General features: G+C 50.0%; 16 protein-coding genes. 5 read left to right on the forward strand and 11 right to left on the reverse strand.

Translation table 11 applies throughout. The features are described from left to right. Position 1: 1 nt before the first annotated feature. The 6 genes from AJ81_RS01380 to AJ81_RS01405 are packed head-to-tail and all read right to left on the reverse strand — an operon-like array spanning position 2 to position 3,642. The gene (locus AJ81_RS01380; protein WP_031503394.1) at positions 2–355 is read right to left on the reverse strand and encodes a hypothetical protein; all 354 of its coding nucleotides are present in this window, start codon (positions 353–355) and stop codon (positions 2–4) included. A gap of 5 nt (positions 356–360) precedes the next feature. Then, positions 361–990, reverse strand: a complete 630-nt coding sequence (gene thyX, locus AJ81_RS01385) for an FAD-dependent thymidylate synthase (RefSeq protein ID WP_031503396.1) — start codon at positions 988–990, stop codon at positions 361–363. A 2-nt stretch (positions 991–992) separates the two neighbouring features. Then, positions 993–1,769, reverse strand: a complete 777-nt coding sequence (gene folE2 / locus AJ81_RS01390; RefSeq protein WP_031503397.1) for a GTP cyclohydrolase FolE2 — start codon at positions 1,767–1,769, stop codon at positions 993–995. Further along, positions 1,741–2,130, reverse strand: a complete 390-nt coding sequence (queD, locus tag AJ81_RS01395; protein WP_031503398.1) for a 6-carboxytetrahydropterin synthase QueD — start codon at positions 2,128–2,130, stop codon at positions 1,741–1,743. The genes folE2 and queD overlap by 29 nt, the downstream gene beginning before the upstream one ends. Positions 2,131–2,134: 4 nt before the next feature. Then, a complete protein-coding gene (locus tag AJ81_RS01400) occupies positions 2,135–2,917 on the reverse strand; it encodes a metal ABC transporter permease (protein WP_031503400.1) in 783 nt (260 codons plus the stop codon). Next, positions 2,914–3,642, reverse strand: a complete 729-nt coding sequence (locus tag AJ81_RS01405) for a metal ABC transporter ATP-binding protein (RefSeq protein WP_051368834.1) — start codon at positions 3,640–3,642, stop codon at positions 2,914–2,916. Before AJ81_RS01405 ends, AJ81_RS01400 begins: the two co-directional genes overlap by 4 nt. 66 nt (positions 3,643–3,708) lie before the next feature. Here AJ81_RS01405 and AJ81_RS01410 point away from each other — a divergent pair, with 66 nt between their 5' ends. Genes AJ81_RS01410 through AJ81_RS01425 form a run of 4 tightly spaced genes read left to right on the forward strand, consistent with a single transcriptional unit; the run spans position 3,709 to position 7,821 of the window. Then, positions 3,709–4,536 (forward strand): Mrp/NBP35 family ATP-binding protein, encoded by an 828-nt coding sequence (locus AJ81_RS01410; protein WP_231845410.1) that lies wholly within the window; start codon positions 3,709–3,711, stop codon positions 4,534–4,536. Between the two features lie 14 nt (positions 4,537–4,550). Then, positions 4,551–5,672 (forward strand): MFS transporter, encoded by a 1,122-nt coding sequence (locus AJ81_RS01415; protein ID WP_031503406.1) that lies wholly within the window; start codon positions 4,551–4,553, stop codon positions 5,670–5,672. Next, on the forward strand, positions 5,669–6,679 hold the full coding sequence (locus AJ81_RS01420; protein ID WP_031503408.1) for an AI-2E family transporter: 1,011 nt from the start codon (positions 5,669–5,671) through the stop codon (positions 6,677–6,679). The genes AJ81_RS01415 and AJ81_RS01420 overlap by 4 nt, the downstream gene beginning before the upstream one ends. 2 nt (positions 6,680–6,681) lie before the next feature. After that, positions 6,682–7,821: a hypothetical protein gene (locus AJ81_RS01425; RefSeq protein ID WP_039658574.1), complete on the forward strand. Its 1,140-nt coding sequence runs from the start codon at positions 6,682–6,684 to the stop codon at positions 7,819–7,821. On the opposite strand, the gene AJ81_RS01430 is transcribed toward AJ81_RS01425, so the two are convergent. Further along, complete coding sequence (locus AJ81_RS01430; RefSeq protein WP_031503412.1) at positions 7,790–9,202, reverse strand: MATE family efflux transporter; 1,413 nt, start codon at positions 9,200–9,202, stop codon at positions 7,790–7,792. The two genes, AJ81_RS01425 and AJ81_RS01430, sit on opposite strands and share 32 nt — an antisense overlap. Before the next feature lie 100 nt (positions 9,203–9,302). Here AJ81_RS01430 and AJ81_RS01435 point away from each other — a divergent pair, with 100 nt between their 5' ends. Further along, positions 9,303–9,878: a class I SAM-dependent methyltransferase gene (locus AJ81_RS01435; protein WP_031503413.1), complete on the forward strand. Its 576-nt coding sequence runs from the start codon at positions 9,303–9,305 to the stop codon at positions 9,876–9,878. A 2-nt stretch (positions 9,879–9,880) separates the two neighbouring features. Here AJ81_RS01435 and AJ81_RS01440 read toward each other — a convergent pair whose 3' ends face one another. The 4 genes from AJ81_RS01440 to fliF are packed head-to-tail and all read right to left on the reverse strand — an operon-like array spanning position 9,881 to position 14,471. Continuing rightward, complete coding sequence (locus AJ81_RS01440) at positions 9,881–11,191, reverse strand: FliI/YscN family ATPase (protein ID WP_031503415.1); 1,311 nt, start codon at positions 11,189–11,191, stop codon at positions 9,881–9,883. Further along, complete coding sequence (locus AJ81_RS01445) at positions 11,136–11,849, reverse strand: FliH/SctL family protein (RefSeq protein WP_031503417.1); 714 nt, start codon at positions 11,847–11,849, stop codon at positions 11,136–11,138. Before AJ81_RS01445 ends, AJ81_RS01440 begins: the two co-directional genes overlap by 56 nt. Beyond that, positions 11,846–12,856, reverse strand: a complete 1,011-nt coding sequence (gene fliG, locus AJ81_RS01450) for a flagellar motor switch protein FliG (RefSeq protein ID WP_031503419.1) — start codon at positions 12,854–12,856, stop codon at positions 11,846–11,848. The genes AJ81_RS01445 and fliG overlap by 4 nt, the downstream gene beginning before the upstream one ends. Position 12,857: 1 nt before the next feature. Beyond that, the gene (gene fliF, locus AJ81_RS01455) at positions 12,858–14,471 is read right to left on the reverse strand and encodes a flagellar basal-body MS-ring/collar protein FliF (protein WP_031503421.1); all 1,614 of its coding nucleotides are present in this window, start codon (positions 14,469–14,471) and stop codon (positions 12,858–12,860) included. Positions 14,472–14,564 lie beyond the last annotated feature (93 nt).

The raw sequence follows: 14,564 nt of genomic DNA on the forward strand, positions 1-14,564 counted from the left end.
TTCACACTTCCCAGATAGGTCTGATGCCCTTTGCGTACAATCTTCCACACGCTTCGAACATGGACATCTTGGTTGCGGCAAGCACAATGCCAGCAACCTCTGCCATTTCGACCGTTTCAGACGGCAGGCTTTCTCTTCTCACGACTATCACCGCCGGTATACCAACCACCTCGGCCGTCCTGACGACCTGCGGTGTACACAGACCGGTGATCAAAATCACGTCAGGTTTGGCAATTGCCAGGACTTCGCTCATGAGATCGGAAGCAGCCGCATGTTCGAACTGCATCTGATCCACTTTGTGCGCGTTGGCCAGGACCTTGGCCTTCAGCTCTGCCAAGATCTCCGCGAGTTTCATTCGGCTCACCCCTTCAGAAGATCACCCCTGTAGGTGTACCTCACAAACGCCTCGTAGCTTTTCGGACAGATTGATTTGAAAATCTGTGCAACCGCGAGAGCGTACTGCTGCATTTCCCACTGTGCGTGCGAATCGGCGCGGAGAGACAAAAAGTTCATCAAGCTTCTCGCGTTGACCGTCCAGACGAACTGCGTGTACAGTGCGACGGGGAGCACCATTCGGGCGATCTCCCTACGCACTCCAGAAGCTATCAGTTCCTGATAGGTTTCATAAGCGAGTCTGTAGGTCTTCTCGATCTTCTCTATCGATTTCTCATCGAGCCTGTCCTTACCTGGAACATAGAACTCATCCTCGTACTCACTGTAACGGCCGCTCAACTCGTTGTAGGAAGCGATCCTGTGTCTCATCCACTGCCTGGCAACGAAGATAGGGCATTTGATATGGAAGGTGAACGTCACGTGCTCAAAAGGAGTTTCGTGCCTGTTCTTCATTAGGAACTCGATCAACTGTCTGTCGCGTTCCTCGTCGCCAGGCTGGGATGCATGACATATCCTTGCAGCTCTCACCACGGAAGTGTCGTCACCCATGTGATCGACCAGCTCTACAAAGCCGTGATCCAGGACATCGATGCGCATTTTCATTCCTCCTTGTACTTCGTCACGCACGCATAAGCGTTGTGAGCGTGTATAGATTCGAAACTCTCCACTTCAACCCGGTACCAGAAGATCCTCTCGTCCGCGTTCAGCTTCAACGCAATTTCCCTGGCTACATCCTCGACGAAACGAGGATTCTCGTAAGCCCTCTCGGTGATGTACTTCTCGTCCGACCTCTTGAGTATAGTATAGACCGGCGCACTCGCGGCTTGTTCTGCATATTCGATGAGCTCCTCGAACCAGACAAGTTTCCTGGATCTTATGTTTATCCATGCAACGGCACGCTGGTTGTGCGCACCGTATTCGCTTATTTCCTTTGAACAGGGACATAGCGTGAGTATGGGAACACCCACACCCACGAGGAAATCGTACTTTTCAAAGGTTTTTTGCCCTTCGATTCTGCATGTGTAACTGAGAAAACTCTTCTGACCAGAAACCGGGGCTTCTTTCACCAAGAAATATGGAAACTCTATCTCGACCCTTGCAGTGGACGCTTTCAACTTGGTTCTGAGCTCTTCGAGCATCTGTCTGATCAGTTTAGGATCGATTCCCAAACGATATTTATTCAGCACCTCCACGAACCTGCTCATGTGCGTGCCACGGAAATGCTCCGGCAGGTCCACGTACATGTTGATCTTCGCCACGGTGTCTTGATAACCGTTAGTCTTGTCCATCACCGTTATGGGGTAGGAAAGGTTCCTTATGCCTACCCTCTGAAGATAAACGTTCCTGTCATCCTTCTGATTCTGCACATCTTTCATCGTTCGATCCCCTGTACGTGACGAAAGAGTCCGCAGTTTCCCAGACCGTCACTTCGTAGAGTTTCCTTCTCTCATTCTTCAGTAGTGGTTCAAGCTTGTTCCAGACCCATCTGGCTATGTTTTCAGCCGTTGGCTGGGGGATGATCTGGTTCAAATAATTATGATCCAGCAAAGAGATCACCTGTTCGTGCACCAGACGTTTGAGCTCCACAAAATCCATGATCATGCCTTCTTCGTCTGGAAGTCCAACCAACGTGACGCGCAAACGGTAGGTATGACCGTGGAGATTTTCACACTTGCCTTTGTATTTGTCCAGTCTATGTGCTGCATCGAATACGAACTCCTTTGACAGGAAGAACATCACATCACCTTCTCACAAATAACGCTGTAAAGAACATCACACCCTGAATGAGAACTGTGAGTGCCCCGGGCGGCGCATCGATGACAAGAGATAGAAACAATCCCAGAACTACACTGATCGAAGAGATCAACGGAGCAAAGATGAAGGCCCAGCGGTAATCTTTGAAGGACATCGTTGCCGTCGAAGCTGGGATAATGAGGAAAGCCGAAACGAGTATCACGCCAACCGTTCGAACGCCCACAACCACGCTGATGGCAAGGATCGCTAAGAACAGCTGGTAGACAACATCTATCTTGGGATGCATGAGCCTGGTGAAGTCTTCATCGAAGGTGAAATGGATCAACGCGTCCCTGAAGACGACGTTGAAGAGAATGACGATGCCTGTCACGATCGAAAGGTGCAACAGATCGCTCTTGGTTACAGTCAGAACATCTCCGAAGAGGTACGCTGTCAGGCTTCGCTGTTTCTTCGCAACAGAGAAGAGGACGATGCCGACAGCCATGGTCAGCGAAAAGAGAACGCCGATCGCCGCATCTTCGCTCACGCTTTTTCGAGAGAGCTTTCCCAGCAAGAGGGAAACCAACACGGACAAAACAACTGCGCTGAAGAAACTCGAGAAACCTAAGATCACTCCGATCGCCGCCGCGGCGAACGCAACGTGAGCGATCGCATCCCCAAAGAAGGCCATCCTTCTGAACACGACATGAACACCCATGATAGCAGTCGAAATGGCCGTCAGGATCCCAGCCAGGAGCGATTTTTGATAAATTTCAAAAAGGCCTGTCATTCGCCTTCACCGTGCCTGTGTGTCAAGGGTTTGACCCCGTAACCGTAGAGCTTCACCAAGAAGGAGTCCATCGAAAATTTTTCCTGTGCAGAAACGTGGCAGACGAGCGTTCTGTTTATGCAGAATATCTGATCGCTGAAATCCATTGCGAAACCAACATCATGAGTTACCATCAAGACCGTGGTCCCATCTTGAACGAGGGATTTGATCAACAGATAAAACTCGTTCTGACTCTCATAATCGAGTCCCGTGACAGGTTCATCCAGGACCAGTAATTTTGGATGTGAAACGATGGCCCTTGCGATGAGCACCCTTTGCTGTTGTCCCCCACTCAGGGTCGAAAAGTTAGCCTGAGAAAACTGGCGCATACCGACCTTCTCCAGAGCCGCCAGGACCAGATCCTTTTCGTTCTTCCCCTCTCGTAGGCCCATTTTCACAACATCATAGACCCTTATCGGGAAAGACCTTCTGAAACTCGAACGTTGAGGCAGATAACCGACGACGTTTCTCTGAAGGTATTCATGGTTGGGTTGATCAAAGATGTGGATACTGCCAGAAGAAGGCTTCAGAAGGTTCATGATCGTCTTCACGAGGGTGGTCTTCCCACCGCCGTTGGGCCCAACGATCACGTACAAACCTTCCTTCTTTATTGAAAAACTCACATCTTTGATCACTTCCTGTCCGTTCAGAACAACCGTAACGTTCTCCACTCTCAGTGGCTCCAAGATTCGTTCCTCCGAATTCATTTTATCATCAAGACTTTGTGTACAATAAAAAGAGAGGTGATCTGGATGGAAACCAGCAAGCGCTTCGAGCAAGTCAGAGAAAGACAAAAAAGACTGGAAGAAAACATGGCACGCATCAAGCACAAGTTAGCCATTCTGAGCGGTAAAGGCGGCGTAGGAAAAACGACCGTCGCTGTGAACACTGCGGTCGCGCTCGCCGAAGAAGGTTTCAAGGTGGCACTCCTCGATCTGGACCTTCACGGACCGAACGTGCCTCGTATGCTGGGAATCGAGGACGCTCCGTCTGCACGCGATGGTTTGATCGTGCCCGTGAAATACGGACCCAACATGTTAGTTCTGTCCATCGGCATGATCGTTGAGCCCGAGCAAGCAGTGGCGTGGAGAGGGCCGCTGAAGCATTCTGCGATAATGCAGTTCCTGGCAGACACAGACTGGGGAGATCTCGATTTCATGATCTTTGATCTGCCACCTGGGACTGGCGATGAAGCTATGAGCCTGATGCAGCTGGTAAAGCTGGACGGGATCGTTCTGGTGACAACGCCACAGAGGGTGGCCGTGGACGACGTTCTGCGCGCCATGCACTTCAGCCAGGAAATGGGCCATCGGGTGCTTGGCTTCGTCAACAACATGGCCTATTTGATATGCCCGCATTGTGGTAAGAGAATAGAAACCTTTGGTGATGATTCTTCCAGCGTGCTTTCACAGCTTCTGGGTCTGGAGTGTCTCGCAACGATACCTTTGGAACCAAGGCTGGCAAAGTTTCTCGATGAGGGAAAGACCGCTCTGATGTACATGAGGGGTACTGAAGTCGAAAAAGCCTTCAGGGAGTTAGCAGCGAACATACTTTCAAGGCTCGGAGGTGAACGCGCATAAACCTTCTGGCCGTTGTGTCACATTTCATAACCGATTTCTTCGTTTCTTTTCTCAACCCACTCGCACCTTTCTTCATGCGAAAGTTCGACATCGGAGTGAAAGAAATAGCACTGCTCATAACATCGATCAGTTTCTTTTCTTCCATCTTCCAAATCGTTTTTGGCATGATCGCCTCCAGACTCGAGAGCCTGAAGCGCGGCCTGCTTGCGAGCATGTTGCTCACGGTCGGTTCGATGGCACTGGTGGGTTTCTCACGGAACATCGTCGTTTTACTCTTGCTCTTTCTGATGGCATATTTCGGTAACTCGGCCTTTCATCCAATAGGCGCCGTGATGGCGCGAGGAAGCAGTCCCTATTCTCTATCAATTTTCGTGGCTGCGGGAACATTGGGAACAGCACTTGGGCCAGTTTTTGTAACGCAGTTCGTTTCTCGCTATGACTTCGAAAAGCTCTGGATCGTTTCGATTGTGAGTGTTGTGACCTTTTTGATGCTGTACATGAGACAGCCAGAGAAGGTGAACGCGAGCAAAGTCAAAGATCACACCAGGTTCAGAGACAATCTGCAGGGACTCAGGAGAATAATCGTGCTTTGGTTCGTTGTGACCGTGAGGACCCTGGTGATCACCTTGTCGAACACTTATGGACCAATAATAGCAAGTAAGAGAGGGCTCCCCCTGACTTTTGGAGGACTCTTGTTGACACTGGGGGTTGGGCTTGGTGTGGCCACAACGATGGTGGGTACATGGATGAGCGAAAGATTCGGCAACCACATCACGAATCTGGTCAGTTTCGCTGGAATGGCGATCGGTGTTCTGATCCTTGCCCAGCCAGTGTCTGCGTTGATGCTGGTTGTGGGTTATCTGCTTGTCAACGGTTGTGGTTATCTGACCATGTCCACGAACGTTGCACACGCACAACAGTTGATGCCCGAGAACGCGGCGCTCGCATCTTCAACGGTGATGGGTTTCGCGTGGGCGTGCGGCGTCGCACTCAGGTATCTTTTGATACTCCCGTTTGGGGAGAACATAATGGCGCAGCTGATTGTGCTCTTTGTCATTTCGATCGTCATGGTACCAATCTCCGTGCTGAAAATCGAAAGAAATCACACGGTTCTGAACGGGAGGGGAGGCTATTGAAGGAAAGAAATGTCGCCCTCTATTACACGTTGCTCTACACAGCTATTGTGATGTTTCTGTGGATCGTTTTCAAGCCGTTCTTTCAGATATGTCTCTTCAGCTTCATCCTCGTGATGCTCGTTGATGCGATCGCGAGTCTTCTGAAAAAGTTTTTCAGGTTGAAACGCAAAAGAATTGCCACGATCTTGGCCATGGTTGTGTTCTTTTTTCTCTTTGCTTGGGCGCTCGTCGAAGTTCTACCGAAGGCGTTCACACAGCTTGCCGATTTTTATAACTTGGTGTCAAAGGTGATCCGTGAGAAGGCTTGGCAAGAATACCTTGCTCAGCAGGAGGGTCTTGCAAAACTGTTGAACGATCTGGCCGACTTTTTGGTACCGTATCTGGATAAGTTGTTGGAGTTCGTTTTGAAGTGGATCGCAGCGAATGTTCCGAATTTCCTCGTTGTCACCTTTTTCACGATTCTATGCGGTATCTACGCTTCCTTCCACGCTGGTGCGATTGCTCGGTTCATCCCTAATCTATACCCGGCGACCTGTAGAAGCTTTGTAGACGGGTTCGTGAACGATTTCAAGGTGAGCATGAGAAGGTTCATAGGTGTGTTGGTGCTGAACGCGATGATAGTTGGTCTGGCTTTTGGCGTCCTTTTTACGTTTTTGAGTCCACGCTACGCTCCGCTGATCGGGATATGGGCCTTCGTGACGAATCTCATCCCCATAGTTGGTGTCCCGCTTGAACTGGTACCGATTCTTTTGTTTTCTCTCACCTTAGGCCTCGGAACACTACTGTGGGTTTTCGTATTTGCTTTCATAGTGCATCTTTTTGTATTCGTGTTATTTTTCGAGGTAACGAAGACCACGATGCGAGTCAATCCGGTTTTGATGATCCTGTCCATCGCGTTAGGAGGCATGTTGTTCGGTTTCGCAGGAGTGTTCGTCGGTGCACCCATGGCGGCATACGCCACGATCTTCTACAAACACTTTTTGAAGGCAAGGTTTGAGGAAACATGACTGTGAAAAGCTTTCTTCTGATTGTTTTGCTCCTCTTCGTCCTGAATATACTCGCGCAAAGTTTGGAAGAACTCGAGAAGAATTGGGACGAACTGCTGCAGAGGATATTGCGTGAACCAGAGTCGGACCAGCTCATAGAACTTGGTAAAAAGCTCTCCGCCAAGAGAAGACTTGCGCAACTGGAAAGCTTGAGAGACTCAGTTCTTGAGGAGAAGCTTGACAAGTTCGTCAGAGACCTTTCCGAAATGAGTGAGACGAGAGAGGATCTTTTGGACGAATGCTTCGTGCTCTTTCCGAAATTGAAGGAAGATGTTGCGAACTTTGAGCATGGTGATTTTTTGAAACTGAACAGCGTTTCTGCCCTATGGAAGCTCGGATACAGAGCGATTCTGCCACAGGGTTTTGCCGAATGGCTGGTCCAGAGGTTCCTGAGTGACCCCTTCCTGGTGGACTGGAACTTAGTGTTCCTTCTGAAGAATTCGCTGAACAAAAACGACGTTGCTCGACAGATCAGGCAAGAATGTGAAAAATTAAAGGACAAAGAGGAAAGTTATTCGGCTCTGTACAGGTTGATGGTCCTGGCAAAACAGCTCGATGGACTTGATTCGCAATTCGAAAACGAGCTGAGCAGGTACATAGAGCTCATGACAGCTTTGGAAAGACTTCCAGCAGAGCGTTTTTCTGAGGAAGAGTTCGAGAAGTTCTCCAGGGCGATCGACGCGTTGAACTTGAAGAAAGACAACTTGAAGGCGATCCTGTCGCACCTTGCAGAAAGATCTGGCATCCAGGACGCTGTGATGAGAGAGCTTGGAAATGACCGCAGCAACCTGCAGAGAGTCGTGGCGCGTTGGAAATTCCGTGTTGATTTGATGATCCTGGTCGTTTCAGCATTTTTCGTAACGTTATTCCTGTTACCCAGAAAATTGAAAATATCGTTTTTCGCTTTCTTCAAGGCTTACAGAATCGCTATATGGCTCTGTCAGAAGGAACTCAGCAAGGACCCCACCGACATACGCTTGAGGACTCAGCTCGCCATGTTCTACGAGCGCATCGGTGAGAACGAGAAAGCTTTTCAGCAGTACAAAATCGTGCGTGACCTGTCACGTATGGTTAAGAAAGATCGGATCCTCCCACGTGCGTGACCTTCGAAGACACCTTCATCGCCATCTTTTCCCACGAACCCGACATGTAGAATAGAAGTTTGACCACACTCCTGAAGCTCATGTCGATCATCATACCGAGCCACGCACCCAGAAGTCCCAAACCCAGCTTCACTGAGAAGAGGTACGCCAGAGGCAATCTGATGGCCCACATCGAGACAGTGGAAACGATCATACCGAAAGTCGTGTTCCCGGTTGCCCTCAGTACCCCGTTCATACTGGACTCCAGCGCGAGGAAAATCTGAAAGAGTCCAACCAGTCGCACGGGTATCTTCGCAAGTTGAAGAATCTCAGCTTGATTCGTGAAGAGGTTTATCAGAAGCTCAGGGAACAGAAAGATGAACACGCCCACCGAGACCTGTATCAGCGCAGCTATTATGAAACCCTGCCTTGCCACCGCCGTGACTTTGTCGAGCCGTCTTCTACCGTTGTACTGACCCGCCAGCGTGGTGACCGCCACCGAGATGCCCCAACCCGGCATGAAAGACAGTGACTCAATGCTGATACCGATCCTGTGACCCGCGTAGGCCATTGGACCAGACGCCAAGAGTATGCTCGCAAAAATCAACAGGCCCGAAGAGAACATGAAGTTTTCCCCTGCGGCTGGTAAACCCACCGAAACGATGTCCCTGAAGTTTGCCAGATCCAGTTTTATAGCCCTCCTAACATCTTCGTTGAGATGTGGATTTTTCATGATGGCGAGCAAGAGCATGAACGATCCCACGAACCTCGAAATGACTGTGGCCAACGCTGCACCAAAGACTTCCATCCTTGGGAAACCAAACTTACCGTAGATCATTGCATAGTCCAAAAATACGTTGAGCGAATTCGCAATTCCTGTAACAAACATGGGAGTTTTCGTATCGCCCGAACCGCGCAGGGCAGCACCCAGCACTGCCATCATCGCCATGCTCGGCATGCCAAACAGTATCGTCTTCAAATAAGTGGAAGCGTAGTCAAACACAACACTGTCGACGTTGCCAAAGATTTTCAAGAAATTAGAAGAGAAAGGTGCAAGTATCATGAGAGCGGCTGACCACAGCAGGCACAGATGAACCCCGTTCCACAGCGAACCACTCGCCTTGTGTTTGTTGCCCACACCTGTCGCGTTCGAAACGATGACGTTCACGCCCACAGCCGCTGCCACGACTACGACCTGGAAAACGAAAATCAACTGGTTCGCCAATCCAGCTCCGCTCATTGCCTGCCATGACAGATGTCCAAGGAAGGCCGTATCGACCATCCCAAAGAGCATTTGAAGCAAATTCTCAGCCATCGAAGGGATGGCAAGCTTCAAGAGTTGCTTCGAAATGAACCTCAGTTCGCTCCCACGAACAGAATGTTTCAGCAGAGAATATTTCAATTGTTTCCACCCAAGAATACTCATAGCAGAAGTGGGTTGCGAAATTGGTTCGCATAGTTAACTTTTTGCGAAGTGGATTCTGTTATACTCAATTGGTGTCATGGGAGGTTATTACAGTTTAAAGGATCAGACTCTGAGGATCACATCAGAAGTGAATGGTCAGCGCGTGATCGTCATCAACACGGGCGCGGAGGATGTGTTCACGAAGCTCCTGCTCGATAGGGCTGTCTTCGTAACAACGGATGAGGAATTCTTGAAGCTCGCCGATCCAAGATCGATCAGGCTGGTGATGAATCCTACGAAGCTGTCATTCGCCCCAGAGACCTTTGACGCTGCGGTCCTCTTCTTCACGTTCTTCTATTTGCCCAAACACGAAGCGATCATCGAGAACGTCAATCGTGTCCTGAAGAAATGGGGGAAACTCTACATCTGGGACGCGGTAATACCGAAGAAGATGGCGCACAAGAGTTTCTTCGTGGTACCTCTGCTGATGGACACGGGGCAGGAGCTGATCAGGACAGTCCATGTCACTAAGTGGAGGCGGGAACAGCCCGTTGGCTTAGTGAAGAAGATTGCGAGAGAAAGGGGGTTCAAAGTGACGAAAGAAGAATTATACGATCAGATCTTCCACCTCGAAATGGTGAAGATTGCATCACTCAAACAGCAAAAATTCTGAACTCACATCGAGGCGAGCTTCACAAGCGTGCTCACCGTTTCCTCAAAGGACGGTTTTTCCCCAATATCCTGCTTTAGAAAGGCATCCAGCAGACTTTTCATCTTTATGGCCTTGTCTATCAATTCGTTCGAACCCGGTTTGTACGCACCCACGTCTATAAGATCCTTTGCCTCCTGATAGGCCGCCATGAGGCTTCTCAGCGTTCTACTGGCCTTCAAGTGTTCCTCACTCACCACATCTATCATGAGCCTGCTTATGCTCGCCAAGACGTCTATCGCCGGATAGTGATTCAACTCCGCCAGTCTTCTCGAAAGCACTATGTGCCCATCAACGATGCTCCTCACCGTGTCGGAGATCGGTTCGTTGAAATCGTCTGCCTCCACCAGGACGGTGTATATGCCCGTAATGCTCCCCTTGTCAGAGTTTCCTGCCCTTTCGAGGATACTGGGTAAACCTGCAAAAACGCTCGGAGGATATCCCCTCGATGTGGGCGGTTCACCTATCGCCAGGCCGATCTCCCTCTGTGCCATCGCCCAGCGCGTGAGTGAATCCACCATCAGAAGGACGTTGTATCCCAGATCTCGAAAGAATTCAGCGATGCTCGTGGCAGTGTAAAGAGCCTTGGCTCTCAACAATGCAGGTTGATCGGACGTTGAAACAACTACGACAGACCTTTTGAGCCCTTCCCCGAGGTCCTTCTCGATGAACTCTCTCACTTCCCTTCCACGCTCTCCGATCAGAGCGATAACGTTGACATCGGCGATCGTGTTTCTCGCGATCATGCCGAGCAAGGTACTCTTTCCGACACCGCTGCCGGCGAAGATACCGATCCTTTGACCTTTCCCGATCGTGATAAAACCATCGATGGCGCGTACTCCAACGGGAAGGGGTTCCGTGATGCGCATCCTTTTCAGTGGGTGCGGGGCGTTTCTCAACAAAGGATATCTTTTTGACGTGGTCAAAGGCCTGCCGTCTATTGGACGCCCGAGCCCATCCAGGATCCTGCCGAGCATGTCTTCACCCACGGCCACACCCAGCTGCCTGGACGTACCGAAGACCAGAGTGCCATGCTTGGCACCAGAAATGTTCTCGAGGGGCATCAAGAGGACACGTCCGTCTTTAAAGCCAACAACCTCACAGAGCGCCTTCCTCGATTCGAGGTCAACCTCACAAACTTCGCCCAGAAACGCATCCGGACCAATGGATTCAACGGTCAAGCCCACGATCCTGACAATCTTTCCGTTGTACTTTGGAAACTCAGTGCTGTTGAGTTTCTCTTTGAACTGTCTGAGAAACTTCGCTGGTTCCGACAGGGCCAAAGACCTCCTCTATCAGCTTCTCCACTAACATGACGGCTGCCCTTTTGGTTCCATTGAGGACTCCAAGTTCCGTATCTACGAGCACCTCTCCTGGTTTCAAAGATGAGGATCGAACGACCTCGAAACCCATTTCTTCGCACTGCTTCAGAATTTCTGGAAAACTCTCTGCGTCTTTTTCACTGAGTATCACTTTGGCGTTTTTGACCTCGGATAATTTCGCAAAAATCCTGTTCATCTTCTGTCGGAAATCAACCTCGTCGAGAGACTTGAAAGCGATCTTTTCTATCAGGATTCTCAGCACATCGATCAGCTCTTTGAATATTTCTTCCCTCTCGTCTTCAAGCTGCTTTTGAAAGTTCGACATTAAGATGTTGAGCCGCTGAGAAAGTTCTCCTAAATGTTTTTTAAACTGCTGTCTCTCGAGTTCCATCTCCTGGATCATCTTCTGTCTCTTCTCTTTCGCTTCGTTCAACAGCTTGAACGCTTCGGCTTCAGCCTGGCGAAGAATCTCGTCGGCCTTAGCCTTAGCTTCTTCCAATATTCTTGCCACAGTCGCGGGATCGAACGCGTTGTTTGAATCGTTGCTCTGCCGTTCTTTCCTTCCAATGATACAGGGAGCATCTATGAGGAGCTGTTTCTTCTTGATGATCATACGATCAGTTCCTCACCGCCACCACGCGCAATGACGATCTCTCCAGCTTCTTCGAGTCTTCTGATGACGTTTATGATTTTCTGCTGTGCTTCTTCAACGTCCTTCAACCTGACCGGTCCCATGTACTCGAGTTCGTCCTGCAGGAGTTGTGCAGCCCTCTTGGATATGTTCTTGAAGATCTTCTGCTTGACTTCCTCGGATGCGCCCTTGAGTGCGAGTGCCAGATCACGCGTCTCGACCTCTCTGAGCACGATCTGCACCGATCTATCGTCCAGTTTGACAATGTCTTCGAACACGAACATTCTTCTGCGTATCTCCTCTGCGAGCTCCGGAGAATCGTAAGACAGCTTCTCCATGATCTTCCTCTCGGAACTTCTGTCTATGCTGTTCATGATCTCCGCTGCGGTGTCCACGCCACCGACCTGGCTGAAAGTCTGCATGACGAAACCTGACAGCTTACGCTCGAGATTTTTCTCTATGTCTCTTATCACGTCCGGGGAAGTACGCTCGAGCAGCGCGATCCTCTTTATTACTTCGATCTGCAGTTCTTCTGGAAACGCCGAGAGGATCTTACCTGCGAGCTGAGGTTCGAGATAGCTCAGTATCACCGCAATGGTTTGCGGATGCTCGTTCTGAAGGAAGTTCACCAACTGCAGAGGGTCCGCCTGTCTCAAGAAATCGAACGGCTTCACCTGAAGGTTCGAAACGAGCCGTTCTATGATCTTCATCGCCTTCTCGGGTCCAAACGCCTTTTGAAGCACCTCTTTCGCGTACTCTATTCCGCCCTGGGCGATCATCTGCCTTGCGTTTGCGATATCTTGGAACTCTGTCAAAACCTGCTTTTTCTCTTCGTCCGTTATCTTACCGAGGTTCGCTATCTCGATCGTGAGCTGCTCCACGTCGGACTCATCGAGATGTTTCAAAACCAAAGCGGCCTTTTCCGGACCAAGCATGACTAACAGGATTGCGGCTTTCCTTTTTCCAGTGAGCTGCTTCTTTTCTGGCACCTCAGGTCCCTCTTTCAACCAGCCAAAGCTTTATCACGCTGGCAACCTCCTCGGGATCTTGTTTGAAAACCTTTTCCAAATTCTCCCTCAACTCTTGCAAAGCCTTCTCCTCGGGTGACAACGGCACTTCCTTCACCTTCTCCTCTTCGAGCATTCGTTTCAGCTCCTCTTCCATCTTCACTTTCCTTGTCTCTATTGCCTTTCTCGCCTTCACACGTCTGACTTGCAGGATGATCAAATAGATCAGCAAGAACGACAGGCCTGCGAGCAAAGACAGACCGAGCATCATCGCGGTGTATCTCCTACGCTGTTCCAGTTCGAGTTGACTCTTTCTGAATTCTTCTTCCAAGCTTCTGTCGAATGGAAGAAAAGCCACGGAGACAGACAGATTCTGCTCTGAAGAACTTGCCCCTATGCCTTTCTCCACGAGATCGGAAACGATCCTGGCCCACCTATTCATCTCGGTCTCGTTGAAGCCACTGAAAACGCTCGATGAAGCGTCGATGATGACCGATAACGACACAGATCTTATTTCACCCTCTTTGTTCTGAACTAAGTTCTCGACGATTGAGCTCAGTTCATAGTTGGTGATCGTTCTTGTCCTTTCGTACGTGGCCGTACCCTGCGGTGTTAAACTGGGGTAGGTTGGGGGAATGTTCGCCTCGGTACCCACAGGACCACCAGTGGGGGGTATGTTAACACTCTTTTCGCTTTCTTGTTCCTGACTTCTGATCAGGCCACCCTGTCTGGTGATTGGCTCGTACTTGGTGATCTGACGCTCGATTTTTTCCCAATCGAGCTTGATGTCCGGTATCACCTCAACTCTTCCAGCACCAAAAACGGCCTCAAGCGTTTGCTTGATCTTCTTGGCGTAATAGCTCTCCAAATTCATCTTCAGTTCTGTCCTGTCGGCAGCAACAAGCATTTCAGCGGAACTCGTGACCCTGTCGCTCAGAACACGTGAATACTGATCGATCACACGAACGTTTTCGAGCTTCAATCCTTCCACCGCTCCCGCAACGAGTTGCATGATACCCTTGATCTGAGTCTGACTGAGATCTTTGCCAGGCTCCAAGACCACGAGGACTGATGCCCTGGGCTCGACCATTTCACCACGCACGTAGTAGGTGTACTTCGGAAGCGTTAAATGAACGCGCGCGCTCTTCACACCAGAGATCGTCATGATGCTCCTCTCGAGTTCTCCCTGAAGTGCGATTTGGTAACGCACCTGTCTGTCAAAACTTGTGGCACCAAGGCTCTGCTGGTCCAAAATTTCAAAACCCCGCGTCATTGGGCCCAAAATCCCCGCAGAGGCGAGCCTCATGCGCAGTTCGTAGACGTTGTAGCGTTTGGAGACCAGTATCCTTCCAGGCTCGACCCTGTATTTGATACCCATCGCATCGAGCTGCTGCGCTATGTAACCAGCTTGCTCCTCAGTGAGACCACTCACCAGAGGCACATACCCAGGCGCAGCCAACACAATAGCCATGATCACGATCACAACGATGATCGAAACAACGATACCGCCAAACAAGATCTTGCTTGCGGTCGGCAGGCCTTTCCATTTATCGAGGAGCTTGGAGAAAAATTCCTTAAGCCTCCCGAGAAAATCCAGAAGGACCACTCCTGTGAAACTATTTTACCATCGACAGGGCCGTGCCGTTCAAGTTGCTTTCCAGATCTCTCGAAACAATTTTGTAATGATCCG

Source organism: Pseudothermotoga hypogea DSM 11164 = NBRC 106472 (genome assembly GCF_000816145.1).
Classification (GTDB): Bacteria; Thermotogota; Thermotogae; order Thermotogales; family DSM-5069; genus Pseudothermotoga_A; species Pseudothermotoga_A hypogea.